This is a genomic window from Asanoa sp. WMMD1127 (assembly GCF_029626225.1).
GTDB lineage: Bacteria > Actinomycetota > Actinomycetes > Mycobacteriales > Micromonosporaceae > Asanoa.
In genome coordinates this window covers 6,678,860-6,704,583 of sequence record NZ_JARUBP010000001.1, presented here as the reverse complement: position 1 = coordinate 6,704,583, position 25,724 = coordinate 6,678,860, and the positions used below count along the sequence as shown (strand labels likewise).

The following is a 25,724-nucleotide window of genomic DNA, read 5'->3' as shown; positions in this document are numbered from 1 at the left end:
GGCATCCTCCGGGTACCGTTTGCGTCCATGGGAGTCATGCAGCGGTTGAAGAACAGGGCGCAGCGGTTCCTCCAGCGGCCCGGCACGACGGTCGACCTCGCGCCGCTGCAGAAGGTGCTGCCCGACATCGAGGCGCTCGAAGACGAGCTCAAGGAGCTCGACGACGCGGCCCTGACCGAGCGCGCCGGCGAGGCCACCCAGCCCGCCGAGATCTGCGCGATCGGCCGTGAGGCGGCGCGTCGCGCCCTCGACGAGCGGCCCTACGACGTCCAGCTCCTCGGCGTGCTGGCGATGCTCGGCGGCAGCGTCGCCGAGATGGCCACCGGTGAGGGCAAGACCCTGACCGCGGCGATCGCGGCGTACGGGCATGTGCGCAGCAACAACGGCCCGGTCCACGTGCTCACCGTCAACGACTACCTCGCCCGCCGTGACGCCGAGTGGATGGCTCCCGTCTACAAGCTCCTCGGCCTCTCGGCCGGCTGGGTCACCGAGTCCTCGACGCCCGAGGAGCGACGCGCCGCCTACGCGAGCGACGTCACCTACGCGTCGGTGAGCGAGGCCGGCTTCGACTACCTACGCGACCAGTTGGTCGTCGACATCGACGACCGGGTGCAGACCGCGCTCGCGACGGCCATCGTCGACGAGGCCGACTCCATCCTGATCGACGAGGCGCGGGTGCCCATGGTGCTCGCCGGCGCGGTGCCGGGCGAGCAGGACCCGGTGCACGTCGCCGCCGGAGTGGTCAAGGGCCTGCGGGCCGGGCGCCACTACGAGATCGCCGACGACGGGCGCAGCGTCGCCTTCACGAGCACCGGCCTGGCGGTGGTCGAGCGCAAGCTCGGCGGCATCGACCTCTACGACGACGAGCACGTCGAGCAGCTCTCGGCCGTCAACGTCGCGCTGCACGCGCACGCGCTGCTGCACCGCGACGTCGACTACATCGTGCGCAACGGCGCGGTCGAGCTGGTCGACGAGATGCGCGGTCGCGTCGCGCAGCGCCGCCGCTGGCCCGACGGCCTGCAGGCCGCGGTGGAGGCCAAAGAAGGCCTCGACGCCACCGCCGAGGGCGAGGTTCTCGGCACGATCACGGTGCAGGCCTACATCGCCCTCTACCCGACGGTCTGCGGCATGACCGCGACGGCCGTGCTGGTGGGCGAGCAGCTCCGCGAATACTTCGAGCTCGAGGTCGCGGTCATCCCGCCCAACACGCCCTGCATCCGGGTCGACGAGTCCGACCGGATCTACGCGACGCGGCAGGAGAAGGAAGACGCCCTCGTCGCCGAGATCGCGCTCAGCCACGAGAAGGGCCGTCCGGTCCTGGTCGGTACGCTCGACGTCAAGGAGTCGGAGAGCCTGGCCAAGGCGCTCGAGGCGGCCGGCATCCCGTGCAACGTGCTCAACGCGAAGAACGACGACGAGGAAGCCGCGATCATCGCGGAGGCCGGCAAGTTCGGCGCCGTGACCGTGTCGACCCAGATGGCCGGCCGCGGTGTCGACATCCGGCTGGGTGGCAGCGACCAGTCCGACCGCGAGCGGGTCGCCGAGCTGGGCGGCCTCTACGTGCTCGGCGGCGGTCGGCACCACAGCCGGCGGGTTGACGACCAGCTGCGTGGTCGCGCCGGCCGGCAGGGCGACCCGGGCGCCTCGGCCTTCTTCGTCAGCCTCGAAGACGACCTGATCCAGCGCAACGCGCCCGACGCGATCCCGGCCTCGCCGCGGATGAACTTCGACGGCCTCGTCACCGACGAGCAGGTCGACTACGCGGTCGAGCACGCGCAGCGGGTCTCCGAGGGCGTGCAGCACGAGATCCACCGCAACACCTGGCGATACAGCGTGGTGATCGAGCAGCAGCGCAAGGCGCTCTCCGAGCGCCGCGAGCGGGTGCTGACCACCGACGTGACCGCCGACATGCTCAAGAAGCGCAGCCCCGAGAAGGCCGAGGAGCTGGTCGAGCTCGACGAGGAGCTGCTGCCGCGGGTGGCGCGGTCGATCGCGCTCTACCACATCGACCGGTTGTGGGCCGAGCACCTGGCGGAGCTGTCCGAGGTACGCGAGGGCGTCCACCTACGCGCCCTCGGCCGCCTCGACCCGCTCGACGAGTTCCACCGGGCCGCGGTGCCGGCGTTCAACGCCCTGATCCCGCGGATCGAGGAGCGCACGGTCGAGACGTTCGAGGAGAACGAGTTCGACAAGGACTGGGCGCCCGACGACAAGACGCTGGTGCGGCCGAGCGCGACGTGGACCTACCTGGTGCACGACAACCCGTTCGGCTCGGAGCTCGACCGCCTCATCGCCGCCGTCGGCCGCCGCCTCAGCTCCGGCGCCAACGGCGGCTAGGCCGGGGGAGCGACGACGCCGGCGACAGGCTCGTTCGCGCTGACCGCTGGAGCGGTGCGGGGCGCGGGACAAGCCGATGGCTGGTTGGTCTGTGCGTTCCCGCCCGCCGGCCTGGCGCCAGGTCTGGTTGCGGGGCTCAGCTTGCTGAGGCGAGCCGCGCGGCGATGCTGAGCGTCGCCGTGCTGCCGCGTGTGCCGCGGGGCGATGCTCGGCGTTGCCCCGAGGCTGCCGCGTGTGCCGCGGGGCGATGCTCGGCGTTTCCGAGGCCGCCGGGTGCGCCGTGGGGCGGTGCTCGGCGTTGCCGAGGCTGCCGCGTGTGCCGCGGGGCGGTGCTCGGCGTTGCCGAGGCTGCCGCGTGTGCCGCGGGGCGGTGCTCGGCGTTGCCGAGGCCGCCGCATGCGCCGCAGGGCGATGCCCAATGGACCCGAGGCTGCCGCCGCGCGCGGCCTCGCGCGATGGATAACGGACCTTCAGCCGCTGCGCGCCTGGGCCGCGGCGGGCGAGGGCGTGAGACCGGATTCGGACGTTCGGGCGTGGACTACGTTGCGGGGTGAGTTGGTGATGTTGGGCGCAGAGCGCCCTGGAAGCTGCCCGCCTGGATCTCGGGGCGGGCAGGATGGCGTGGAGGTGCGTGACCCGGGTATTCGCCGGGCGCGCGCGACGCGCAACGGGGGCCCTTCGGGCTCGCGGTGCGGGGGGAGGACAACCGATATGGCGGGTCCGGGTACGGGCGGGGATCCGATCAGTCTGGTGGCCGTGGAGACCGCGGCCCTGCTCCGGGAACTGACCGCTGGGCTGTTGGCCAGCAACGACCTCGAGGAGGCGTTGGACCACCTCGCCAAGACCAGCCGGCACGCGCTGCCGGGCGTGTCGTGGTCGAGCGTCACCCTGCTGCGGGCGGGGGAGCCGGCCAGCGTCGCCGCCTCGGACCGGCGGGCGCGGCGGTTGGACTCACTGCAGTACGCGGCGGACGGGCCGGCCATGAGCGCCATCCGGCAGCGTGAGGTCATCCTCGCCGACGATCTGACCACCGAGACGCGCTGGGCCGAGTGGACGCCGCGGGCGGTGACCTACGGCGCGTGCGCCGTGCTGGCCGCCCCGGTCGACGTCGACGACCAGGTGCTCGGGTCGATCAGCTTGTACGCGTGCCAGCCCGACATCCTCGGCCAAGGCGCCCAGCTGACCGCCATGCTCCTCGCCGAGCACGCGGGGTTGTTGCTGGCGGCGGTACGCGAGCGGGACCGGCGTGACTCCGTGCCCAGCGACCTCGCCGACACGCTCGCCTCCGGCGAGGTGATCGGCCAGGCGATCGGCGTCGTCATGATGCAGCGCCGCTGCCCGCCGGCCGAGGCCCTCGACGTCCTGCGCGGCGCGTCGACGGCCCTCTCCATCCCGGTCGAGGACGTCGCCCGCCGCCTGGTCCGCTCGGCCGAGGACCGCGCCCGCGCGAGCTGACGCCGCTCGCGCCAGCTGACCGCCGCTCGCGCCAGCTGACCGCCGCCCGCGCCGGACGGCGGACGGCGACCGTCGGCAGTGGACGACACGGCTGGCTGAAGTGGCGAGCCCGAACGGATGGCGCTAACACTGCTCAAGCCGTATCGATCGGGTGAATCGGGCGACGTGGGTTTTCGTCCGGGCGTTTCGGGTAATGCCGCGTGGCACCCTGACCTCGACCAAATGGGGTGGAGGAGCTCGTGGATACCCGCCTTCGGATCTCCGGCCATCCGATCCAGCCGGTGCTGATGACCTTTCCCGTCGGACTGTTCGTGTGCGCCGTCGTCTTCGACGTCGGGCGGCTCGTCGGCGCGCCGTCGATCGTCGGCGAGGTTGGCTACTGGACGGCCGTCGCCGGACTGGTGGCGACCGCGCTGACCATGGTCGCCGGGATGATCGACCTGTGGGACGTGCCGGCCGGGCCGGTGCGTCGCGACGTGATCACGTTCAACGCGGTCAACGCCGCGATGGCCGGCATCTTCCTGGTTGTCTGCCTGATGCGGGCGGGCAGTGGTCATCCGCTGGCCAGCGTACCGATGGTGATCATGGAGATCCTGGCGCTCGGTGTCGGGGTGCTCGGCATTCGCCTCGGCGCGGGCCTGATGCGCCGCTTCGGGACGATGGCCGGCGACCGCTCCGGCCCCGCCGGACGCCGCCTGGTCGCGACACCTGCGGCCGACGGATCAGGCACCGTGTACGCGACCAACCGCGCCGCCCAGCGGGCCGGCATGAACTTCCGTCAGCCCGAGCCCGCCGACATGGACCTGACCGCCGAAATCCGCCCGGGCCTCGCGGGCCTCGGCGGCCTGGGCGCCGACGGCCCCAGCCGGGCCTGATCGCGACCTAGAGCCGCACCGCGCCGACCGCGACCTATAGCCCCGCCGCGCCGACCGCGATCAAGAGTCGCACCGCGCCGATCGCGATCTAGAGTCGCACCGCGCCGATCGCGATCTAGAGTCGCACCGCGCCGATCGTGATCTAGAGTCGCACCGCGCCGATCGCGATCTAGAGCCGCACCGCGCCGATCGCGATCTAGAGCCGCACCGCGCCGACCGCGATCTAGAGCCGCACCGCGCCGACCGCGACCTACAGCCCCACCGCGCCGACCGCGACCTACAGCCCCACCGCGCCGACCGCGACCTACAGGACGTGGGTGACGCGTTCTGCGGCCATGCGGCTGTCCAGCCGCGAGCGGTCCAGGTTCGCACACAGCACCACCGAAGCGCCGGCTGACAGCGGCGCCAGCAACCACTTCACTGGATGCTCGTGTTCCGACGCGTCGACCAGCAGACGGTCCCCGGGCGACAGAGACGCCCGCGAGGCGATCTCCGCCGCGAGAGCTCCCCACTGCGCATACGTCGTCCCGTCCACGCTCGCCGGATCCGTCGCCCGCAGTGACACCTCCGGGTCCGGGGACGACGTGTGCGTCGACAGCGCCGTCAGGAACTCGCGGTAGTCCGGCGGCGTCGCCACCGGGCGCCGTTCGTCGCCCACGTCAAGCAGGAAGCGGTGGGTCGCCGCCGGCACGTCCACGAGCCAGTCGTCCAGCTGCCCCCGCGACACGAAGACCGCCGACAGCGGCTCCCCGGAATCGACGGCGAGCACCGGCAACCCGGCCGTCGCGCCCAGGCGGAACGACACCGAGACGCCCGCCGACCAGGCGCCCAACAGGGCCGCGGCGGTCTGCCAGTGCGGCGGCAGGACGAACGCCGCCGTGCTGCCCGGGCCCAGGCCGCAGCCCGAGGTCAGCAGCGCCGCCGAGCGGGCCGCCCACGAGCCCAGCTCGACCGCCGACAGCGCCACATGCTCGCCGGTCGCGTCGTCGTAGAAGCTCAGCAGCGGATCCGCATACGACACCACGTCCACGGCGGTCACCCTACCGTCAGCGGGGCAGCGCCCCCTCGCGCACGCAGGCCGCTCGCAGGGCCGCGGCCTCCGACTCCGTCGGGTGGACCACCGCGACCAGCACCGGGCCGCGGGTCACGACGCCGGCTTCGATCGCGCGTACGCCGTGTTCGCGCAGTGCCGTTTTCGTCGAGCGCGCGAACATCGAGCGCAGCTCCTGGTACTCGCGTTCGCTCAGCTCGACCGACGCCCGCCGGGCGAAGGACCCGCAGGCGCGCAGCCCGGGATCCTGCCGGACCTGCACGTCGTACGCCATCCAGATGCTGCCCAGCACGATCACCACCACCGCGCCGACGATCACGCCGATGAAGGTCGTGCGGGCACGCGGGGTCAACTGCCATTCGGGCACAGGGGAGGTCTGCGTAGTAGGCATGGGGCAGCTCCGTCACGCGCGACACCAGCGGGACTAAGCCATTGAACACAACCAAAGCGCCCACGCGGCGCGGAGACGACATAACCACACGATCGACGCCCGGACTCAGCCGCCCGGGTTAACCCCGAGGTGGTACGCCCGCCGATGCTCGGCCAGCAGATCGGCGCCGAAGTCGGCCGACGGCCGCCGCAGCACCGTGTGCGCGTGGTTGCCCCCGGCCGTGTTGTCGTACTCGATCAACAGGTCCGACGCCTGCACCCGGTAGTAGACCGGCACCCCCACCCGCTCCGGCCCCGCCCACGCGAACCGCAACGACTCCAGCGACGGGCTCAACGACTCGGCCAGCGACGACGGCAACCGGTCGAGGTAGACCTCCACCAGCGACGCGAGCAGCGCCCCCGCCGCCGGGTTCAGCGACGTCGCCGAAACCCCGGCCGGCTCGAGGAAGCCGGCGGAGGGCGACGTGCCGCTCGCGATGTCCGCCGGCGGCTCGTCGGCCACCACGGCCAGCGACCGCTCCGTCGGCGACAGCGCCGCCAGCAGCGCGAACGCCACGTCCTCCTCCGGCGCCAGCGGCCGCGACACGGTGTGCGCGCCGTAGCCGACCCGCGCCGGGTTGGCACCGAAGAACACCGGCGCCGGCGAAACCGCAGACCCGACCACCGTCATCGACACCGACAGGTGATGCCCCTCGAACCGCCACGACCAGGGCGCCGAGGAGGACGGCGTCCCGAACACCGACACCCAGTAGTCCTCCAGATGCCGCCCCCGGACGAACCCCTCGGCCCGGTCCAGCACCTCCTCCAGCGACACGATCGCCAACGCCTGGGCGTACGCGTGCGGGCTCAACCCCGTCGCCAGCAGCCGGTAGGCCGCCTTGCGGGCCGGCACGTCCAGCGTCGCCAGCGCGACCCCGGGCCGGGTGCGCGGCCGGTACTCGATCCACCGCCGCCCGGAGTCGTCGAACGGGTACGGCAGCGGCGCGCCGACCAGCGACACGAGCTCCGCAGCCGCCGCCACCATCGACGTCGCGAGATCGCTCACGACTCACCCCGCAGGAACGAAGCCATCTCCGGCAGCTTGAAGAACGCGGCCGTGTCCAGCGCCGACGGACCACCCGCCGCCGGTGACGCCCCCGCCGACAGCAGCGCCCGCACCGACACCGCGTTCTGCCGGAACACGGCGGCCGCCAGCGCCGTCTGACCACGGTCGTTGGCCCGGTCCGGGTCGGCACCCCGCGCCAGCAACCCCGCCACCGTCGAAGGATGGTTGTGGTAGGCCGCCAGGATCAGCAGCGTGTCGCCCTTGTCGTTGGTCAGGTCCACCGGGAGCCCCGCGTCGACCTGCGCCACGAGCTCGTCGGTCGAACCGGCCCGCGCCAGGTCGAACATCCGGTGGGCGAACGCCAGCGTCGCGTCGTCGAGTCCGTCCGTCACCCGACAAGCCAAACACACCGCGCCCACACACACCGTGCAAGGATCAAGAACGTGGGAGACGTCCGCCGGCTCGACCTCGGTCACTTCGTCCGCCCCGCGGACGAGGCCGGCGCCTCCCACCCCAGGGTCGAGCCGCTGTACGCGTACCTCGTGCGCCGTCCCGAGGGTCTGCTCCTGTTCGACACGGGCATGGGCGCGCATCCGGACACCGACGCCCACTACCGCCCGACGCGCCGGCCCCTCGCCGACGCCCTGCGAACCGCCGGTGTCACCCACGACGACATCACCATGATCGTCAACTGCCACCTGCACTTCGACCACTGCGGCGGCAACCCGACCTTCCCGCGGACCCCGATCGTCGTGCAGCGCGACGAGCTGGCCACGGCCCGGAGCACCACCGACTACACGCTGCCGGAGCTGGTCGACTTCGCCGGCGTCCACTACGTCGAGACCAGCGGCGAGACCGAGCTGTGGCCCGGCGTCTGGATCATCCCGACCCCGGGCCACACCGACGGGCACCAGTCCGTGGCCGTCCGCGGCCCCGACGGCACGGTCATCCTCGCCGGCCAGGCCCGCGACGACGCCACCACCTACGGGCGGGACGTGCTGGCCGGCGCCGAGCCGGGCATTCCGTACCCGCGATGGATCGACAGGTTGAAAGAGCTCGACCCCCGGGCCGTCGTCTTCGCCCACGACGCCGCGGTCTGGATGCCCGGCGAACGGAGAGACTAGCCGGACCCCGCCACGCTGGGGCTCTGAGAACCTGTCGGAAGGCCGCCCTCGGTCATAGGCTGAACGGATTCACGCTGGCCTGGGACGAGGAGGTTCCGATGGCGGACAACATCCGCGCGGCGCTGGTGCAGACGAGCTGGACCGGCGACAAAGAGTCGATGATCAAGGCGCACGAGGAGTACGCCCGCCAGGCCGCCGCACAGGGCGCGAAGGTCATCTGCTTCCAGGAGCTGTTCTACGGGCCCTACTTCTGCCAGGTGCAGGACAAGCAGTACTACTCCTACGCCGAGAGCATCCCCGGCCCGACCACCGAGCGCTTCCAAGCCCTGGCGAAAGAGCTGGGCATGGTCATGATCCTGCCGATGTACGAGCAGGAGCAGCCGGGCGTCCTCTACAACACGGCGGCCGTGGTCGACGCCGACGGCTCCTATCTGGGCAAGTACCGCAAGACGCACATCCCGCAGGTGAAGGGCTTCTGGGAGAAGTTCTACTTCCGGCCCGGCAACCTCGGCTACCCGACGTTCGACACGGCGGTCGGCCGCATCGGCGTCTACATCTGCTACGACCGGCACTTCCCCGAGGGTTGGCGGGCCCTGGGCCTGGCCGGCGCGCGCATCGTCTTCAACCCGAGCGCCACCCACCGCGGCCTGTCCAGCTACCTGTGGAAGCTGGAGCAGCCGGCGTCAGCCGTCGCCAACGAGTACTTCATCGGCGCGATCAACCGCACCGGCATCGAGCCGCTCGGCGAGAACGACTTCTACGGCACGTCCTACTTCGTCGACCCCGAAGGCAAGTTCGTCGGCGAGACAGGCGACGCGCACGAGCCCGAGCTGATCGTCCGCGACCTCGACATGGAGCTGCTCGAAGAGGTCCGCGACCGCTGGCAGTTCTACCGCGACCGCCGCCCGGACGCCTACGACCAGCTCGTCAAGCCGTAAGGGAGCCACCCCCATGACCCTCCTCATCACCGGTGGCGAGGTGGTCGGCCCGACCGGCCGCTTCGCCGCCGACGTGCTGGTCGACGGCGAGACGATCAGCGCACTCCTCGCGCCGGGCACCTGGACGGGGCAGCCCGAGAAGACCATCGACGCGACCGGCAAGCTGGTCATCCCCGGTGGCATCGACGTGCACACGCACATGAAGCTGCCGTTCGGCGGCACGTTCGCCTCCGACGACTTCGACACCGGCACCAGGGCGGCCGCCTTCGGCGGCACCACCACGATCGTCGACTTCGCCGTGCAGCGCACCGGCGAGGTCGTCCAGGACGGCCTGGCCGCCTGGCACGCGCTGGCCGACGGCAACGCGCACATCGACTACGGCTTCCACATGATCATCGGTGGGGTCGACGACGACGCGCTCAAGGCCATGGATCAGCTCGTCGCCGACGAGGGCGTGACCAGCTTCAAGCTGTTCATGGCCTATCCCGGCGTCTTCTACTCCGACGACGGCAAGATCCTGCGGGCGATGCAGACTGCCCGGGAGAACGGCGCGACGATCATGATGCACGCCGAGAACGGCATCGCGATCGACGTGCTGGTCGCCCAGGCGCTCGCCAAGGGCCAGACCGACCCGGTCTACCACGGCATCACCCGCCCCTCGATCCTGGAGGGCGAGGCCACCCACCGCGCCATCGCCCTCGCGCAGGTCGCCCAGGACACGCCGCTCTACTTCGTGCACCTGTCCGCGAGCGAGGCCCTGGCCGAGGTGGCCGCGGCCCGTGACGCCGGCCGCAACGTGTTCGCCGAGACCTGCCCGCAATACCTCTACCTCACGCTGGAGGACCAGCTCGGCGCGCCCGGCTTCGAGGGCGCCAAGTGGGTCGCCTCGCCGCCGCTGCGGCCGAGGAACGAGTCGCACCGCGACGACCTCTGGCGCGGCCTGCGCACCAACGACCTGGCGATCGTCTCGACCGACCACTGCCCCTTCTGCATGAAGGACCAGAAGGAGCTCGGGCTCGGCGACTTCTCCAAGATCCCCAACGGCATCGGCACCGTCGAGCACCGGGTCGACCTCGTCTATCAGGGCGTCGCCGAGGGCAAGCTGTCGGTCGAGCGCTGGGTCGAGACGATCGCGACCACGCCGGCGCGGATGTTCGGCCTCTACCCCCGCAAGGGCGTGATCGCGCCGGGCTCCGACGCCGACATCGTGCTCTACGACCCCGACGGGCGCACGACGATCAGCGCCGCGACCCACCACATGAACCTGGACTACTCCGCGTGGGAGGGCGTGGAGATCGCCGGCAAGGTCGACACCGTCATCTCCCGCGGCGAGGTCCTGGTCGACCGCGACGGCAACTACCACGGGCGGAAGGGTCGCGGGCGTTACCTCAAGCGCGGCCTGTCCTCCTACCTACGCTGAGGTGAGCAGGATGCGTCAGATTCCACACTGGATCAACGGCCGCGAGGTCGCCGGCACGGGCACGCGCCGGCTGCCGGTGTTCGACCCGGCCACCGGCGAGATCCAGGCCGAGGTCCTCGCCGCCACCGCCGAGGAGGTACGCACGGCGGTGCAGACCGCGCTCGCCGCGCAACCGGCCTGGCGGGCGGCCAGCCTGTCCCGCCGCGCCGAGGTGATGTTTAGGTTCCGCGACCTGGTCGACGGGCACCGCAAGGAGATCGCCTCCCTGCTGTCCTCGGAGCACGGCAAGACGGTCGCCGACGCGTCCGGCGAGGTGGCCCGGGGCCTGGAAAACGCGGAGTTCGCGGCCGGCGCCCCGCACCTGCTCAAGGGCGGCTACAGCGAGCAGGCGGCCGGCGGCGTCGACGTCTACTCGATCCAGCAGCCGCTCGGCGTCGTCGCCGGCATCACGCCGTTCAACTTCCCGGCCATGGTGCCGATGTGGATGTTCTGCAACGCGCTGGTCGCCGGCAACGGGTTCGTGCTCAAGCCCAGCGAGAAGGACCCCTCGGTCTCGTTGCTCCTGGCCGACCTGTTGCGCCGGGCCGGCCTGCCCGACGGCGTGTTCAACGTGATCCAGGGCGACAAGGAGGCGGTCGACGCGCTGCTGGTCGACCCCGACGTCAAGGCGATCAGCTTCGTCGGCTCGACGCCGGTGGCCCAGTCGATCTACGAGACCGGCACGCGCAACGGCAAGCGCGTGCAGGCCCTGGGCGGCGCCAAGAACCACATGGTGGTGCTGCCGGACGCCGACGTGCCCGCCGCCGCGGACGCCGCGGTCTCGGCCGGCTTCGGCTCGGCGGGGGAGCGGTGCATGGCCGTCTCGGTCGTGGTCGCGGTCGGCGCCGTCGGCGACACGCTGGTCGAGGAGATCGCCACCCGCATCGGCCGGATCCGGGTCGGCGCGGCCAGCGACCCCGACGCCGAGATGGGGCCGCTGATCAGCGGGCCGCACCGCGACAAGGTGCGGTCCTACCTGGACGGTGCCGGCGGCGAGGTCGTCGTCGACGGCCGCGCGGCCGACATCTCCAACAGCCCCGGCTTCTTCCTCGCCCCGTCCCTTGTGGACAAGGTCGAGACCGACTCCGCCTACTACACCGACGAGATCTTCGGCCCGGTGCTGTCGGTGGTCCGCGTCGACACCTATGACGAGGCCGTCAAGCTCGTCAACGACAACCCCTGGGGCAACGGCACCGCCATCTTCACCCGCGACGGCGGCGCCGCCCGGCGCTTCCAATATGACGTCGACTGCGGCATGGTCGGTGTCAACGTGCCGATCCCCGTCCCCGTCGCCTACTACAGCTTCGGCGGCTGGAAGGCGTCCCTCTTCGGCGACCTGCACATGTACGGGCCGGACGGCCTGCGCTTCTACACCCGCACCAAGGTCGTCACCTCGCGCTGGCCCGACCCGGCCACCAGTGAGGTCGACCTCGGCTTCCCCAAGGTCCGCTGAAAGGAGCATGGATGGACATCGGCGTCGTCTTCCAGTGCGATCCGCCCGCCAGCGAGGTCGTCCGCCTCGCCCAGCAGGCGGAGACGCTCGGCTTCAGTCACGTGTGGACGTTCGACTCCCATCTGCTATGGGAGGAGCCGTTCGTCATCTACAGCCAGATCCTCGCCCAGACGTCGCGGGTGAAGGTCGGGCCGATGGTCACGAATCCCGGGACCCGCGACTGGACGGTGACGGCGTCGCTGTTCGCCACGCTCAACGAGATGTTCGGCAACCGGACGGTCTGCGGCATCGGTCGCGGTGACTCGGCCCTGCGGACGCTGGGCTACAAGCCGACGACGATCGCCGAGCTGAAGCAGTGCGTCACGGTCATCCGCGACCTGGCCCACGGGCGGGAGGCCGACTACAAGGGCCGCCCAGTGCACTTCCCCTGGGTACGTGACGGCGAGCTCGAGATGTGGATCGCCGCCTACGGGCCCAAGGCGCTGGCGCTGGCGGGGGAGGTGGGCGACGGCTACATCCTGCAGCTCGCCGACCCCGACATCGCCGCATGGATGATCAAGTCGGTGCGGGCGGCGGCCGAGCGCGCCGGACGGGACCCGGCCTCGATCACCTTCTGCGTCGCGGCGCCGGCCTACGTCGGCGACGACCTGGCCCACCAGCGCGAGCAGACCCGCTGGTTCGGCGGCATGGTCGGCAACCACGTCGCCGACATCGTGTCCCGCTACGGCGAGTCCGGCGCGGTGCCGCAGGCGCTCACCGACTACATCCACGGCCGGCACGGCTACGACTACGCCGAGCACGGCCGGGCGGGCAACACCCACACCGACTTCGTGCCCGACGAGATCGTCGACCGGTTCTGCGTGCTGGGGCCGGTCGAGGCGCACATCGAGCGGCTGCGTGAGCTGCGTGAGCTGGGCGTCGACCAGTTCGCCCTCTATCTGCAGCACGACGACAAGGAGCACACCCTCCAGGCGTACGGGGAGAAGGTCATCCCCGCCCTGGCCACGGCACCGCCACCGCGATGAGCCGCCGCGGCCGGCTGGTCCTCGGCGCGCTCGGCGCCGTGGTCGTGGGTGTGCTGCTCTGGGAGGGCTACAAGGCGGTCGGTGACCCCGACGGCACGGTGCTGTTCGGCACGCGGGTGCTGCCGCGCACCGACGACGCCGCGATGCCGCACGTGTGGACGGTGCTGTCCCGGCTGGGCGAGCCCGAGCTGGCCGGCGGTGACCCGATCTGGCTCGTCGTGCTCCAGGCCAGCCTCTTCACGCTGCGCAGCGTGGCCATCGGGTTCGTCGCCGGCGGCCTGGTCGGGCTGCTGCTCGCGGTGCTGATGCAGCGGCTGCGGATCGTCGAGCGGGGCCTGCTGCCCTACGTGATCCTGTCGCAGACCGTCCCGCTGATCGCGCTGGCCCCGGTGATCGCGGGCTGGGGCGGGCGGCTGTCCATCGGCGCGTACCCGTGGCAGCCCTGGATGTCCGTCACCGTGATCGCGATGTACCTCGCGTTCTTCCCGGTCGCCGTCGGCATGCTGCGCGGGCTCCAGTCGCCGGCGCCCATCGCCGAGGAGCTGATGCGCAGCTACGCCGCCGGCTGGTGGAAGACGCTGGTCAAGCTCCGGCTCCCGGCGTCAACTCCCTACCTGTTCCCGGCCCTGCGGCTGGCGGCCGCCGCGGCCGTGGTCGGCGCGGTCGTCGGCGAGATTTCCACCGGGACCCGTGGTGGAGTCGGTCGATTGGTGATCGAATACTCGCGGGAGGCCACCACCGATCCCGCCAAGGTGTTCACGGCGATGATCGGCGCGGCCGTCCTGGGGCTGGCGGTCGCCGCGGTCGTCGGTCTCGGCGAGTTCCTGGTCCGCCGGCGAAGGGTCCCGTCATGACCGCGGTGGTGCTCGAAGCAGTCTCCAAGGTGTTCAACGCGGGGCGGACCGACGAGGTGACCGCGCTGACCGCCGTCGACCTGACGGTCGCCAGCGGCGAGTTCGTCTCGCTGATCGGCCCGTCGGGGTGCGGCAAGTCCACGTTGCTCAGGCTGGTCGGCGACCTGATCAAGCCGACGGCCGGGACGGTCACCGTGGCCGGCAAGTCGGCGCGACAGGCCCGCGACGACCAGGAGTACGGCATCGCGTTCCAGCAGGCCGGCCTCTTCGACTGGCGCACGGTGCAGCGCAACGTCGAGCTGCCCCTGGAGCTGCGCGGCACCGCGAAACGCGAGCGACAGGACCGGGCGCGCGAGATGCTCGAGCTGGTCGGGCTGGCCGAGTTCGCCGGGCACTACCCGGCCCAGCTCTCCGGCGGCATGCAGCAGCGGGTCGCGATCGCCCGGGCGCTGGCCGTGCACCCGCCGCTGCTGCTGATGGACGAGCCGTTCGGGGCGCTCGACGAGATGACCCGCGAACGGCTCCAGGACGAGCTGCTGCGGATCTGCGCCAGCACCGGCACCAGCACGATCTTCGTCACCCACTCGATCCCGGAGGCCGTCTACCTGTCGGACCGCGTGGTCGTGATGTCCGCGCGGCCGGGCCGGATCACCGAGATCGTCACCGTCGACCTCGGCCCGCGCACCGAGGCCACCCGCCAGTCGGCCGGCTTCTTCGCCGGCATCACCAAGGTGCGGCGCGCCCTGCGCGAAGGCCCCGTGCCCGCCGCGGCGACGCCATGACCACGGCCGTCGACCCGGTGGTCGCGGCCGACCCCACGGCGCCCGTCGTCACGCGCCGGCGCCGCGGCCGCCCGTTGCTGGCGCTGCTCCCGCCGCTGGTCGTCGGCATCGCCGGCCTGCTGCTGTGGGAGGTCACGGTGCGGGTCGGGCGGGTCGCCCCCTACGTGCTGCCCGCCCCGTCGGCCATCGGCGAGCAGCTCTGGCAGAACCGCGACGTGGTCTGGCGCACCGGCCTGGCCAGCGGCACCAACGCGCTGATCGGGCTGCTCCTCGGCGCGGTCGTCGCGCTGCTCGGGGCGATGGTCGCGGCCCGGTTCGCGTACCTCGGCGAAGTCTCGATCCCGGTGGCGGCCGCGCTCAACGCGCTGCCGATCATCGCGCTGGCCCCCATCCTCAACAACATGTTCGAGTCGACCAGCAACGTCCCCCGCCGGCTGGTCGTCGCGATCGTGGTCTTCTTTCCCGTGTTCGTCAACGCGCTGCGCGGGCTGCGCGAGGTCGACCCGATCCACCGGGACCTGATGGCCAGCTACGCGGCGCGCGGCTGGACGTTCACCCGGCTGGTCCGCCTCCCCGCCGCCCTGCCGTTCGTCTTCACCGGTCTGCGCCAGGCGTCCTCCCTGGCGGTGATCGCGGCGGTGGTCGCGGAGTACTTCGGCGGTCTGCAGAACGGCCTCGGCTCCCGGATCACCTCGGCGGCGGCCAACACCGCGTACCCCCGTGCCTGGGCCTTCGTGGTCGGCGCGTGCGTGCTCGGTCTCGTCTTCTATCTGGCGGCCCTCCTCCTCGAACGGCTCGCCATGCCGTGGCGGAGGGTCTGAAGAAAGGACCACCATGATGCGTACGAGAATTCTCGCGGTCCTCGCACTGTCCACTGTGCTGCTCGCCGCCTGCGGCACCGCCGACGAGCCGTCGACGTCGACCGGCAGCGGCGGCACCACGAAGGTCAAGCTGCAGCTGCAGTGGTTCGTGCAGGGCCAGTTCGCCGGCTACATCGCGGCCGCCGACCAGGGTTTCTACCAGGAGCAGGGGCTCGACGTCGAGATCCTCGAAGGCGGCGTCGACATCGTCCCGCAGACCGTGCTGGCCCAGGGCCAGGCCGACTTCGCGATCGCCTGGGTGCCCAAGGCGCTGGCCTCGCGCGAGCAGGGCGCGGGGATCACCAACATCGGCCAGATCTTCCAGCGGTCCGGGACCTACCAGGTCTCGTTCGCCTCGGCCAACATCAAGTCGCCGGCTGACCTCAAGGGCAAGAAGGTCGGCAACTGGGGCTTCGGCAACGAGTTCGAGCTGTTCGCCGCGATGACCAAGGCCGGGCTCGACCCGGGCAAGGACGTGACGCTGGTGCAGCAGCAGTTCGACATGCAAGGCCTGCTGCGCAAGGACATCGACGCGGCCCAGGCGATGAGCTACAACGAGTACGCGCAGCTGCTGGAGGCCAAGGACCCGGACACCGGCAAGCTCTACGAGCCGTCGGCGTTCACGGTGCTCGACTGGAACCAGGTCGGCACGGCGATGCTGCAGGACGCGGTCTGGGCCAACACGGCCAAGCTGGAGTCCGACCAGGCCTACCAGGACACCGCGGTCAAGTTCCTGGCCGCCTCGATCAAGGGCTGGGCGTACTGCCGGGACAATGCCGAGGCCTGCCGCGACCTGGTCGTCAAGCGCGGCTCGAAGCTCGGCGCGAGCCACCAGCTCTGGCAGGTCAACGAGGTCAACAAGCTGGTCTGGCCCGCCCCGGCCGGTGCCGGCGTGATCGACGAGGCCGCCTGGAAGGCCACCGTCGACCTGTCGATGACCACGAAGAACGCCGACGGCCAGACCGTCCTGAGCAAGGCGCCGGAGGGCCTCGCCTACACCAACGACTACGTCCGCAGGGCCCTGGACACGTTGAAGTCGCAGAACATCGACGTCAACGGCGCCGGCTTCACGCCCAAGACGGTGACCCTCAACGAGGGCGGCGCCTAGCGACGACGCCCGCGGCCGCCGTCGCCGCCAGGATCGCGGCGGCGGCGCCGGCGGGGCGGAGCCAGTGGCGGCCCCAGCGGGCGGCCGTGTCCTCGATCGCGGCCAGGGGCGCGAAGACGTTGCCCGTGTTGGCGTCCACCGGGTCGCGGGACAGCCCGCCCAGCCGCATCAGTGGGCCCACCAGCACGTCGTACACCGGGGGCATGGTGGCGAAGCCGAGCCGGACGAAGCGGTTGGCCAGGCCCACCGAGCGTGCCCGCCGCGGTCGTTCGGCCAACTTGACGATCGCGTTCGCCACCTTCTCCGGCCGGTCGACCGGCGGTGGCGGCCGCCCGATCCGGCCCGTGTAGTTGGCGGCCGTGCGGTAGATCGGCGTGTCCACGCCGCCCGGGTCGACCAGGCAGACGTGGATGTCGGGGGCGTCGCGGGTCTCCTGCTGCAGGGTGCGGGCCAGCCCGCGCAGGCCCCACTTGCTGGTGATGTACGCGCTCATGTACGGCGCGGTGGCCACGCTCAGCAGGGAACCGCCGAGCACCAGCACGCCCGCCCCCTGAGCGCGGAAGCGGGCCAACGCCACCCGGGCCACGGTCGCCCCGCCCAGCAGGTCGGTGCGCACCACCTGGTCGAACACCTCCGCCGGCAGCTCCTCGAACGTGCCGTACGCCATGACCGCCGCCGTGTTCACCCAGACGTCGACCCGGCCGAACACCGTTGCCGCCGTGTCCGACAGGGCCCGCACGGCCGCCGCGTCGTTGATGTCGACCGGCTCGACCCGCACCACGGCCCCGAGCGCCCGGCACTCGTCGGCGATCCGCCCCAGCGCCTCGGGAGAGCGGGACGACAGCACCAGGCGGTCGCCACGGCGGGCGAACGCGAGCGCGGTGGCCCGTCCGATCCCACTGGACGCACCGGTCACGACAACCACGCGAGGATCCAGCATGGCTGCCGGGTACCCCGTGAGAAATGGGGGTAACTCCTCAGAAAGAGGTGCGCGCGGTGGCGTCGCTGGTGGTGATGCGGCCGCGCATCGGAACCACCGGGAGTACGTCATGCCAGGCAACAAAGGCGTCGCCTATGTCAAGCCGGGTCAGGTCGAGGTCCACGAGATCGACTACCCGACGTTCGAACTCCAGGACGGGCCCGGCGTCCATCCCGACAACGTCGGCCGCCCACTCCCGCACGCGGCGATCGTCAAGTGTGTCGCCACCAACATCTGCGGCAGCGACCAGCACATGGTCCGCGGCCGCACGACCGCGCCGCCCGGGCTGATCCTGGGCCACGAGATCACCGGCGAGGTCGTCGACAAGGGCCCGGACGTCGAGTACGTCCAGGTCGGTGATCTCGTCTCGGTGCCGTTCAACATCTCGTGTGGACGGTGCATCAACTGCAAGGCCGGCAAGACCGGCGTGTGTCTCAACGTCAACCCCGACCGGCCGGGCTCCGCGTACGGCTACGTCGACATGGGTGGTTGGGTCGGTGGGCAGGCCGAGTACGCGCTCGTGCCGTACGCCGACTGGAACATGCTGGTGTTCCCCGACAAGCAGCAGGCGATGGAGAAGATCCTCGACCTGGCCATGCTGTCGGACATCTTCCCGACCGGCTACCACGGGTGCGTCAGCGCCGGTGTCACCACCGGGTCGACCGTCTACGTCGCCGGCGCGGGACCCGTGGGTCTGGCGGCGGCGACCTCGGCCCAGCTGCTGGGCGCGGCCACGGTGATCGTCGGCGACCTGCAGGAGGACCGGCTGGCCCAGGCCCGCAGCTTCGGCTGCGAGACCGTCGACGTGTCGGCGGGCGAGCCCAAGGAGCAGATCGAGCAGATCCTGGGTACGCCCGAGGTCGACTGCGGTGTCGACGCGGTCGGCTTCGAGGCCCGCGGTCACGGCGACGACGCGGAGACCGAACATCCAGCGACGGTGCTGAACTCGCTGATGGACCTCACCCGGGCCGGCGGCGGGCTGGGCATCCCGGGCCTCTACGTGACCGGCGACCCGGGCGCCAGCGACGAAGCGGCCAAGGAGGGTTCGCTGTCGATCCGGCTCGGGCTCGGCTGGGCCAAGTCGCTGTCGTTCGTCACCGGACAGTGCCCGGTGATGCGCTACAACCGCCAGCTGATGATGGCGATCCTCAACGACCGGGTGTCGATCGCCAAGAACGTCAACGCGACACCCATCCCGCTCGACCGGGGACCGGAGGGCTACCAGGAGTTCGACCAGGGCGCGGCCCGGAAGTACGTCCTGGACCCGCACGGCATGCTCGTCTAGCGGATCCACATCGCGCTCGCCGGTGGCCGCGGCCGCCCGGCGGGCGCGCTGCTGACCGGCCCCGGGCGGCATCGACGCCGGTGAACTATGGTTGCGAGGTTGCAATCAGTCGCGGCGGCGGGCTCGGGAGGTTGGCGCATGGCGGGGCGGCGGCTCGCCGACCGGTACGAGCTCGAGGACGTCCTGGCCCGCGGCGGCATGGGCGTCGTCTGGCGGGGGCGTGACCTGCGCCTCGACCGGCCCGTGGCCGTCAAGCTGGTGGCCGGGGACGCGCTCGACGATCCGACCCTCGCCGCCCGGTTCGACCGCGAGGCGCGCGCCGTCGCCCGGCTCAACCACCCCAACATCGTCGCGGTGTACGACTTCGGCTCCGACGGCGGCGACTCGTACCTGGTGATGGAGCTGGTCTCGGGGCGCAGCATCGCGGCGGCCCTGGCCGACGGCCCACTGCCTGTCGCCGACGCCGTCTCGGTCGCCGCCCAGGTGTGCGCCGGCCTGACCGCCGCGCACGCGGCCGGCGTCGTGCACCGCGACGTCAAGCCGGCCAACCTGATCCGCACCCCGGCCGGCGTCGTGAAGATCTGCGACTTCGGGATCGCCCACCTGCGGCAGTCGGCCGGCGAGGCCCGGCTGACCGGCGACGCGATCGCGATGGGATCGACCAGCTACATGGCGCCGGAGCAGATCAACGACGAGCCGGTCGACGAGCGGACGGATCTCTACGGGCTCGGTTGCGCCCTCTACGCGATGCTCGCCGGCCGCCCGCCGTTCGTCGGCGCGACGCCGCTGTCCGTCGTGCACCAGCAGGTCACGGCCGCGCCGCCGGAGGTGCGGGACGCACGGCCCGAGGCGCCGGAGGCGTTGGCCCGGTTGGTGCGGGAGCTGCTGGCCAAGTCGCCGGCCGACCGCCCGGCCGACGCCGCGGCGGTCGTGGGCCGGCTGGCCGCTCTTGAGGTCACCGCGCCGCCGGACGTTCCGGCGCGGCGTGGACGGCGGAGGTTGGTCTGGGGCGTCGCGGCCGCGACTGCTGCCGCGGCCGTGGTCTCGTTGCTGGCCGCCACCCGGGACGATGGTCCCGGGTCGGTGGCCGCCGCGCCGTCGGCGGTGGGCTCGGCGTCGCCGGCCGCCGTGGTGCCGGTCGCCACCAGGTCACCGGCGACCGCCACGACCGCGCCCGCGCTCCCTGCACCGCCTTCGCCTTCGCCTTCGACGCGGTCGCCGTCGCCGTCGCGGACCAGGCCGGCGCCGGAGTCCACCACGCCCGGCACGTCCCGGCCGCCCAGGCCGCCCGTCGATCCGGTCGTCCACCTGCACCGGACCATCGACGCCCAGGCCGAGCTGCCGGCGAAGACCGCCGAAGACCTCCACAAGCGCGTGGACGACATCGCCCGCCACCAGGAGGAGGGCGACGACGAGGGGGTGGCCAAGCGGATCCGCGAGCTGCGGACGAAGCTCGCCGACCTGCACGGCCAGGGCAAACTGACGCTGGCGGGCCCCAACGACCTGGTCCGCGGGGTCGACGCCCTCGCCGCCGCTAGGGCGTGACGGGCGCCGGCGTCGTGGTCAGCGCCCGCAGGTCGACGGCCGCGACCGCGGCCAGCATTGGCACGAGGGCGGCCAACGTCCAGGTCAGCCCGACCAGATCGGCCACCGCGCCGATCACCGCCGGAGCCAGCAGGATGCCGCTGTAGGTCATCGTGGTGAACCGCGCGACGGCCCCGGCCGCCCCGCCCGCCGCGGCGCCGAGATGACCGGCGGCGCCGAACAGCACGGGAAGGGGAGTGGCCAGCCCGATCCCGACGACGGCGAACCCGGCTATGGCCAGCGCGGGCCAAGGGCTGACCAGGACGAGCGCCAGCCCGGCGGCCGCTGTCAGGGTGCCGACCCGCAGCAGGTCGTGCGGCGCGCGGCGGGCGAGCAGGCGGTCGCCGACGAGCCGGCCGGCGGTCTGGGAGGCGGTGAACGCGACGTACCCGAGCGCCGCCATCCCCAGCGGCGCGGCCAGCCGGTCGTGCAGGAGGATCCCGCTCCAGTTGGCCACCGCGGCCTCGACGGTGAGCACGGTCGCGCCCATGGCGCCGAGCACCACCAGCGGCCTGCTCCACGGCACGCGCGGCCTGCGCGGCGCCGGCTCCCCGCCGGCCTGGCCGGCGGTCGCGGGTTGGGCGGGGGCCGCGGGTTGGCCGGCGGTTGCGGGGTGGGCGGGGGCGGCCGGTTGGCCGGCGGTCGCGGGATGGTCGGCGGTCGAGGCCCGGTGGGCGGCCGGCTCGGCCTGGCGTGCGGGCGCTGCGGCGTCGACGGCGGCGGGCAGCAGGGCGCGGGTCCAGACCGCGATCAGCGGCGTGAGCACCGCGGCCACCACGCCGAAGTGGACGGCCCGGCTCAATCCGAGCTGTGCCGCTCCGGAGGCGAGCAGTGACCCGCCGACCGCGCCGATGCTCCAGGCGGCGTGGCAGCCGTTGAGGATCGGCCGGCCGAGCTCCCGCTCGACCGCGACCGCGTGGGCGTTCATCGCGACGTCGAGCACGCCGTGCACGGCGCCGAAGACGAGGAACACCGCCGCGAGCCCGACCAGCCCGTCCGGCGCCGCGGTGGCGACCAGCAGCGCCGGCAGCACGCTTACCGCGAGGCGCACGACCGACCGGCTGCCGTACCGCGCGACGAGCCCGCCGGCCCACTGCATCGCCATCACCGCGGCCACCCCGAACGCCGCGGTGGTCAGCCCGAGCTGGCCGGTCGACAACCCGAGGTCCACCTTGACCGACGGCGCCCGGGCCGCCATGGTCGCGATCAACATCCCGTTCACCGCGAACACCGCCGTGATCGCCCACCGCGCTCGCCCACCCATGCCCGTCCTCCGTCCGGCCACCCACGATGGGCGCCACACAGACGACGAACGGCAGACCCCGGATTTCTACCGCGGCCGGAAGCGATCCTGCCGGCCGGTGATGGGGGATCGCCGGCCGGCAGGAGGCGGGGGCCGCGCTGCCCAGCCGGCCCCCGCTCGGACGCGGCGTGTCACCGAAGGCGCCAACCCGGAAGTGACCCGTCGCGTTCCGGGACCCAACCTATTCCAACTGGTTGCATCTGGTCAATGTGCAATCTCAACTTGTTCCAACAAGGTGACATGACAAGCACGTCTGTGGTGGACTCGCGGTGGCCAACTCGAAAGCGAGCTCCATCGTGGAACCCACCACCGAATATCGCCGTGTGCTCGACGACCTCGTTCGCCGGATCGAGGGCGGTGAGCTCAAGCCAGGCGAGAAGCTGCCCTCGACCGTCCGGCTGGCGGCCGACTACGGCGTCAGCGTCTCGACCATCCACCGCGTCACCACGACGCTCGAGGACCGCGGCCTGATCCGGGGCGTGCCGGGGAAGGGGCGGTACGTCCGGTCCTGAGCCGGTTCCCAACACGCGGGACAACCTACTAACTCAGTAGGAATAGTGGGCTATGCTCGGACCCATGTTCCTCCCTGATGACCTGCTCAGCGTCGCTCGGCGGTTCGCCGGCGACCCGGCCGGCTGGCCGGTCGCACCGCGGTTCGACCCGGTCGAGCGGTGGTACCACCGGATCGCCGCCACGCCCGAGCACGAGGTCTGGCTGCTCACCTGGCTGCCCGGCCAGCACACCGACCTGCACGACCACGGCGGCGCCAGCGGCGGCTTCACCGTCGTCTCCGGCACGCTGACCGAGGAGACCGTCTCCCGCGCGGGCGCGCTGCGGGCACGCCCGCTGCACCCCGGCGACGGTCGCCGGTTCGGCCCGCGTTACGTCCACCGCGTCAGCAACCACGGCCCCGACCCGGCGATCAGCGTCCACTGCTACGCGCCGGAACTGCGTAGCATGACCCGATATGACCTGACCGACGGCGTCCTCCGGGTCGCCGACGTGGCCCGCGCGGGGGTGGCCTGGTGACTCGCTCGATCGACGAGATCCTGGAAGCGGCACGCGTACGCCTGAACCGGCTCGAGCCCGAGGCCGCGCATGTGGCGGCCCGCACCAGCGGCAGCGTGCTCGTCGACACCCGGCCCGTCGGCCAGCGCGAGGCCACCGGCACCATCCCGGGCGCGCTGATCATCGACCGCAACGTCCTCGAGTGGCGGCTCGACCCGCGGTGCGAGGCCCGGCTGCCGATCGCCGACTCCTACGACACGCACTACATCCTCTTCTGCCAGCAGGGCTACTCGTCCTCGCTGGCCGCCGCCTCGCTGCAGGACCTCGGCCTGCACCGGGCGACCGACCTCGCCGGCGGTTTCGTCGCCTGGCGCGCGGCCGGCCTGCCCGTCCTCCAGCCGGCCGGACCGGCCCGGTTGGAGTCCCAGCTCGTCGGCGCACACCCCGCACCCCGGGAGGACCCGTGACGATCACCGCCCAGCCAAGGCACACCGCCCAGCCCGCCCACACCACCCTCCTCGCGTTCCCGACAACAGGGACGACGACCGACGTCCTGATCGACGTGGCCGCCCGCCAGGTGCTCCGCGCCGGCCGCGAGGTCCCGCTGACCCGCCTCGAGTTCGACCTCCTGCTCTTCCTCGCCCGCCACCCGCGCCGCGTCTTCACCCGCGACCACCTGCTCCGCACCGTCTGGGGTTACGCGATCGCCGGCCCGCGCACCGTGGACGTCCACATCAGACGGTTGCGGGGCAAGCTCGACGCGCCCGTGATCCGCACGGTCTACGGCGTCGGCTACCGCCTCGCCGACGAGGCCGCCATCACGCTCCTGGAGGACTAGGGGGTGTCTCGTGGATCATGCCGGCACCCCGCCGGGCCCAGACGACGTCCGACCGCACGCGGAGCCGGGCCGGATACAACACCGGTATCCGACCCACCTCCGCGCACGCCCGGACGCCGCCTGGACCTCGCCGGGGCACCACCCTGATCCACGAGACACCCCCTAGCATCCGACGGTGGTCACCGTTCGTCCCGCGCGCGTCGACGACGTGCCGCAGCTGGCGCGCGTCATCGTCCGCTGCTGGCAGGAGACCTACCGCGGGCTCATGCCGGACGCGGTCCTCGACGACCCGGGTTTCGTGCCCGCCCGCGAGCGGTTCTGGACCGCGGCGCTGACCGACGACCGCTACCGCGACAACGTGACCGCCGTCGCCGAGCACGACGGCGCGCTGATCGGCGTCGCCATGTCCGGGCCGCCCCTGGACGCCGAGCCCGCCTGGTCCCGCCAGCTCTACGTGCTCTACGTGCTCGCCGCCCACCACGGCACCGGCGCGGGCCCCGCCCTGCTGCACGCGGTCGTGGCCCCCGACCAGTCAGCCGCGTTGTGGGTGGCCGACCCCAACCCGCGCGCCCAGGCGTTCTATCGCAGGCACGGCTTCGAACCCGACGGCACGACCCAGATCGACCAGGGCGTACGCGAGATCCGCATGGTCCGCCGAAGCTAGTCGTCGTCGGAGTCCGCGCCGAACAGGTCCAGCAGGCCCTGCGCGTTGCGCTGCGCGTAGTCGGAGTAGCAGTTGTTCATGAGTACGTGCGTCTCGTCCGCCGAGTCCGACAGCTTGCGCAGCTTCGGCGCCCACTGGGCCAGCTCCCGCTGCGAGTACTCGTACCCGAACTTCTCGTAGATGTTCTTGCTCGTCCACTTGAGACTGTGCCCGTGGAAGCGCACCACCGACAGCTCCGCGGTGGCCTCCAGGATCGGCGGGATCGACGAGCGGTGGCCCTGGGGCATGTCGACCACGACGTACGGCAGGTGGTGCTGCCGCAGGAACTCGAGCGTCTCCACCCGGTTGTCGCCCTCGAACCACGACGCGTTGCGGAACTCGAACACCGGCCGCAGCGGCTTGACCCGGTCGCGCACCTCGAGCAGGAAGCTCTTGTTGGACCGCCGGATGCCGAACCACGGCGGGAACTGGAACAGCAGCGCACCCAGTTTGCCGGCGGACACCAGCGGGTCGAGGGCCGAGAGGAACCGCGTCCAGATCTCCTCGTAGGTCTGGTCCGGGAGGTCCTTGGGGTAGACGTTGGTCTTGTCGGTCTCGGGCCGCAGGTCCTTGTAGATCGAGCTGACCCGGGTCGGGTGCCCGGTCAGCAGGCTGTAGGCCTTGATGTTGAACGTGAACCCCGGCGGCGTGCGGGCCGCCCACAACGCCGCGGTCTGCTCCGACGGCGGCCCGTAGTAGGTCGAGTCGACCTCGACCAGCGGAAAGCGGCTGGCGTAGTAGGCCAGCCGCTTCTCCGGCGTGTCCTCACCCGGCGGGTACCACCCCGACTCGAGCAGCGTCTTGTCGGTCCACGACGCGGTGCCGACCTTGATGTCGCCCACACGCAAACCTTAGGCGGCTCTCCGCTCCCGCGTCTGCTTGCAGGCGACGCAGCTTGTCGCGGCCGGGAAGATCTCGAGGCGCTCGACCGGGATCGGGGCCGAGCAGCCCTCGCAGTGGCCGTAGCTGCCGGCGGCGAGGCGGGACAGCGCGTGCTCGTACTGGGCCCGGCGGTCGAGGATGACGCCCAGCACCGAGCGGAACGCGTCGCGCTCGGCGGCCTTGGTGCCGCTGTCGGCCTGGTCGTCGCCGGCGGTGTCACTCGCCTCCACCAGCCGCAGCAGGTGGCCGCGGTCGCGCTCCGCCTCGTATTCAGCGGTCAGCTCGTCGTAGCGGGCCTGCAAGGTGAGCCGGATCTGGTCGGTCCGGGTCGGTTCCTCGAGGAGCATGGCGGCCGCCTTTCCAGGACGTTCGGAGGTGCGGGCGAT

The 25,724-nt window shown here is 72.0% G+C and carries 26 protein-coding genes and 1 pseudogene; 19 read left to right on the top strand and 8 right to left on the bottom strand.

The genetic code is table 11. The features are described 5' to 3' along the window. Nucleotides 1–27: 27 nt before the first annotated feature. The 3 genes from secA2 to O7635_RS32050 all read left to right on the top strand — a co-directional run bounded on the left by secA2 (nucleotide 28) and on the right by O7635_RS32050 (nucleotide 4,667). Nucleotides 28–2,337: an accessory Sec system translocase SecA2 gene (gene secA2 / locus O7635_RS32060; protein ID WP_278084232.1), complete on the top strand. Its 2,310-nt coding sequence runs from the start codon at nucleotides 28–30 to the stop codon at nucleotides 2,335–2,337. A gap of 711 nt (nucleotides 2,338–3,048) precedes the next feature. Next, nucleotides 3,049–3,792, top strand: coding sequence for a GAF and ANTAR domain-containing protein (locus O7635_RS32055; RefSeq protein ID WP_278084231.1), 744 nt, complete (start codon nucleotides 3,049–3,051; stop codon nucleotides 3,790–3,792). A gap of 239 nt (nucleotides 3,793–4,031) precedes the next feature. Continuing rightward, nucleotides 4,032–4,667 carry a DUF2231 domain-containing protein gene (locus O7635_RS32050; RefSeq protein WP_278084230.1) on the top strand — a complete coding sequence of 212 codons (636 nt, stop codon included), beginning with the start codon at nucleotides 4,032–4,034 and terminating at the stop codon, nucleotides 4,665–4,667. A gap of 304 nt (nucleotides 4,668–4,971) precedes the next feature. Here the strand turns inward: O7635_RS32050 and O7635_RS32045 are convergent, their stop codons facing one another. From O7635_RS32045 to O7635_RS32030, 4 genes are all read right to left on the bottom strand, one after another. After that, the gene (locus tag O7635_RS32045) at nucleotides 4,972–5,697 is read right to left on the bottom strand and encodes a TIGR03089 family protein (RefSeq protein WP_278084229.1); all 726 of its coding nucleotides are present in this window, start codon (nucleotides 5,695–5,697) and stop codon (nucleotides 4,972–4,974) included. A 16-nt stretch (nucleotides 5,698–5,713) separates the two neighbouring features. Then, complete coding sequence (locus O7635_RS32040; protein WP_278084228.1) at nucleotides 5,714–6,109, bottom strand: hypothetical protein; 396 nt, start codon at nucleotides 6,107–6,109, stop codon at nucleotides 5,714–5,716. A 105-nt stretch (nucleotides 6,110–6,214) separates the two neighbouring features. After that, the gene (locus O7635_RS32035; RefSeq protein WP_278085623.1) at nucleotides 6,215–7,132 is read right to left on the bottom strand and encodes a DUF3500 domain-containing protein; all 918 of its coding nucleotides are present in this window, start codon (nucleotides 7,130–7,132) and stop codon (nucleotides 6,215–6,217) included. 17 nt (nucleotides 7,133–7,149) lie between these two features. After that, the gene (locus O7635_RS32030) at nucleotides 7,150–7,545 is read right to left on the bottom strand and encodes an ankyrin repeat domain-containing protein (protein WP_278084227.1); all 396 of its coding nucleotides are present in this window, start codon (nucleotides 7,543–7,545) and stop codon (nucleotides 7,150–7,152) included. A gap of 51 nt (nucleotides 7,546–7,596) precedes the next feature. On the opposite strand from O7635_RS32030, the gene O7635_RS32025 reads away from it, so the two are divergent. The 9 genes from O7635_RS32025 (at nucleotide 7,597) to O7635_RS31985 (ending at nucleotide 16,756) form a co-directional block, all read left to right on the top strand. Beyond that, nucleotides 7,597–8,277: an N-acyl homoserine lactonase family protein gene (locus O7635_RS32025; protein ID WP_278084226.1), complete on the top strand. Its 681-nt coding sequence runs from the start codon at nucleotides 7,597–7,599 to the stop codon at nucleotides 8,275–8,277. A 98-nt stretch (nucleotides 8,278–8,375) separates the two neighbouring features. Continuing rightward, the gene (locus tag O7635_RS32020; RefSeq protein WP_278084225.1) at nucleotides 8,376–9,215 is read left to right on the top strand and encodes a nitrilase-related carbon-nitrogen hydrolase; all 840 of its coding nucleotides are present in this window, start codon (nucleotides 8,376–8,378) and stop codon (nucleotides 9,213–9,215) included. Nucleotides 9,216–9,228: 13 nt separating this feature from the next. Next, nucleotides 9,229–10,635 carry a dihydropyrimidinase gene (hydA, locus tag O7635_RS32015; protein ID WP_278084224.1) on the top strand — a complete coding sequence of 469 codons (1,407 nt, stop codon included), beginning with the start codon at nucleotides 9,229–9,231 and terminating at the stop codon, nucleotides 10,633–10,635. Nucleotides 10,636–10,645: 10 nt separating this feature from the next. Then, nucleotides 10,646–12,127 (top strand): CoA-acylating methylmalonate-semialdehyde dehydrogenase, encoded by a 1,482-nt coding sequence (locus O7635_RS32010; RefSeq protein ID WP_278084223.1) that lies wholly within the window; start codon nucleotides 10,646–10,648, stop codon nucleotides 12,125–12,127. A gap of 11 nt (nucleotides 12,128–12,138) precedes the next feature. Continuing rightward, the gene (locus O7635_RS32005) at nucleotides 12,139–13,152 is read left to right on the top strand and encodes a TIGR03842 family LLM class F420-dependent oxidoreductase (protein ID WP_278084222.1); all 1,014 of its coding nucleotides are present in this window, start codon (nucleotides 12,139–12,141) and stop codon (nucleotides 13,150–13,152) included. Further along, the gene (locus tag O7635_RS32000) at nucleotides 13,149–14,006 is read left to right on the top strand and encodes an ABC transporter permease subunit (RefSeq protein ID WP_278084221.1); all 858 of its coding nucleotides are present in this window, start codon (nucleotides 13,149–13,151) and stop codon (nucleotides 14,004–14,006) included. Before O7635_RS32005 ends, O7635_RS32000 begins: the two co-directional genes overlap by 4 nt. Then, on the top strand, nucleotides 14,003–14,788 hold the full coding sequence (locus O7635_RS31995; RefSeq protein ID WP_278084220.1) for an ABC transporter ATP-binding protein: 786 nt from the start codon (nucleotides 14,003–14,005) through the stop codon (nucleotides 14,786–14,788). Before O7635_RS32000 ends, O7635_RS31995 begins: the two co-directional genes overlap by 4 nt. Next, on the top strand, nucleotides 14,785–15,609 hold the full coding sequence (locus O7635_RS31990) for an ABC transporter permease subunit (protein WP_278084219.1): 825 nt from the start codon (nucleotides 14,785–14,787) through the stop codon (nucleotides 15,607–15,609). The genes O7635_RS31995 and O7635_RS31990 overlap by 4 nt, the downstream gene beginning before the upstream one ends. 16 nt (nucleotides 15,610–15,625) lie before the next feature. Then, nucleotides 15,626–16,756 carry an ABC transporter substrate-binding protein gene (locus O7635_RS31985; protein WP_278084218.1) on the top strand — a complete coding sequence of 377 codons (1,131 nt, stop codon included), beginning with the start codon at nucleotides 15,626–15,628 and terminating at the stop codon, nucleotides 16,754–16,756. Here the strand turns inward: O7635_RS31985 and O7635_RS31980 are convergent. Continuing rightward, on the bottom strand, nucleotides 16,737–17,696 hold the full coding sequence (locus O7635_RS31980; protein ID WP_278084217.1) for an SDR family NAD(P)-dependent oxidoreductase: 960 nt from the start codon (nucleotides 17,694–17,696) through the stop codon (nucleotides 16,737–16,739). The two genes, O7635_RS31985 and O7635_RS31980, sit on opposite strands and share 20 nt — an antisense overlap. Before the next feature lie 109 nt (nucleotides 17,697–17,805). Between O7635_RS31980 and fdhA the strand changes: the two genes are divergently transcribed. After that, nucleotides 17,806–19,020 carry a formaldehyde dehydrogenase, glutathione-independent gene (gene fdhA / locus O7635_RS31975; protein WP_278084216.1) on the top strand — a complete coding sequence of 405 codons (1,215 nt, stop codon included), beginning with the start codon at nucleotides 17,806–17,808 and terminating at the stop codon, nucleotides 19,018–19,020. A gap of 138 nt (nucleotides 19,021–19,158) precedes the next feature. Continuing rightward, complete coding sequence (locus tag O7635_RS31970) at nucleotides 19,159–20,565, top strand: serine/threonine-protein kinase (protein ID WP_278084215.1); 1,407 nt, start codon at nucleotides 19,159–19,161, stop codon at nucleotides 20,563–20,565. Here the strand turns inward: O7635_RS31970 and O7635_RS31965 are convergent. After that, the gene (locus O7635_RS31965) at nucleotides 20,555–21,868 is read right to left on the bottom strand and encodes an MFS transporter (protein WP_278084214.1); all 1,314 of its coding nucleotides are present in this window, start codon (nucleotides 21,866–21,868) and stop codon (nucleotides 20,555–20,557) included. The genes O7635_RS31970 and O7635_RS31965 overlap by 11 nt on opposite strands. 335 nt (nucleotides 21,869–22,203) lie before the next feature. On the opposite strand from O7635_RS31965, the gene O7635_RS31960 reads away from it, so the two are divergent. The 5 genes and pseudogenes from O7635_RS31960 to O7635_RS31940 all read left to right on the top strand — a co-directional run bounded on the left by O7635_RS31960 (nucleotide 22,204) and on the right by O7635_RS31940 (nucleotide 24,417). Next, nucleotides 22,204–22,419 carry a winged helix-turn-helix domain-containing protein gene (locus tag O7635_RS31960; RefSeq protein ID WP_278084213.1) on the top strand — a complete coding sequence of 72 codons (216 nt, stop codon included), beginning with the start codon at nucleotides 22,204–22,206 and terminating at the stop codon, nucleotides 22,417–22,419. Between the two features lie 64 nt (nucleotides 22,420–22,483). Beyond that, nucleotides 22,484–22,936 (top strand): cysteine dioxygenase family protein, encoded by a 453-nt coding sequence (locus O7635_RS31955; RefSeq protein ID WP_278084212.1) that lies wholly within the window; start codon nucleotides 22,484–22,486, stop codon nucleotides 22,934–22,936. After that, the gene (locus tag O7635_RS31950) at nucleotides 22,933–23,382 is read left to right on the top strand and encodes a rhodanese-like domain-containing protein (protein WP_347405315.1); all 450 of its coding nucleotides are present in this window, start codon (nucleotides 22,933–22,935) and stop codon (nucleotides 23,380–23,382) included. The genes O7635_RS31955 and O7635_RS31950 overlap by 4 nt, the downstream gene beginning before the upstream one ends. Nucleotides 23,383–23,480: 98 nt before the next feature. After that, nucleotides 23,481–23,753 (top strand): annotated as a pseudogene (locus O7635_RS31945) (winged helix-turn-helix domain-containing protein); the annotation flags it as partial. A 175-nt stretch (nucleotides 23,754–23,928) separates the two neighbouring features. Further along, nucleotides 23,929–24,417: a GNAT family N-acetyltransferase gene (locus tag O7635_RS31940; protein WP_278084211.1), complete on the top strand. Its 489-nt coding sequence runs from the start codon at nucleotides 23,929–23,931 to the stop codon at nucleotides 24,415–24,417. Here O7635_RS31940 and O7635_RS31935 read toward each other — a convergent pair. Both O7635_RS31935 and O7635_RS31930 read right to left on the bottom strand, forming a co-directional pair. Next, nucleotides 24,414–25,298: a DUF72 domain-containing protein gene (locus tag O7635_RS31935; RefSeq protein ID WP_278084210.1), complete on the bottom strand. Its 885-nt coding sequence runs from the start codon at nucleotides 25,296–25,298 to the stop codon at nucleotides 24,414–24,416. The genes O7635_RS31940 and O7635_RS31935 overlap by 4 nt on opposite strands. Before the next feature lie 9 nt (nucleotides 25,299–25,307). Beyond that, nucleotides 25,308–25,685, bottom strand: a complete 378-nt coding sequence (locus tag O7635_RS31930; protein ID WP_278084209.1) for a TraR/DksA C4-type zinc finger protein — start codon at nucleotides 25,683–25,685, stop codon at nucleotides 25,308–25,310. Nucleotides 25,686–25,724 lie beyond the last annotated feature (39 nt).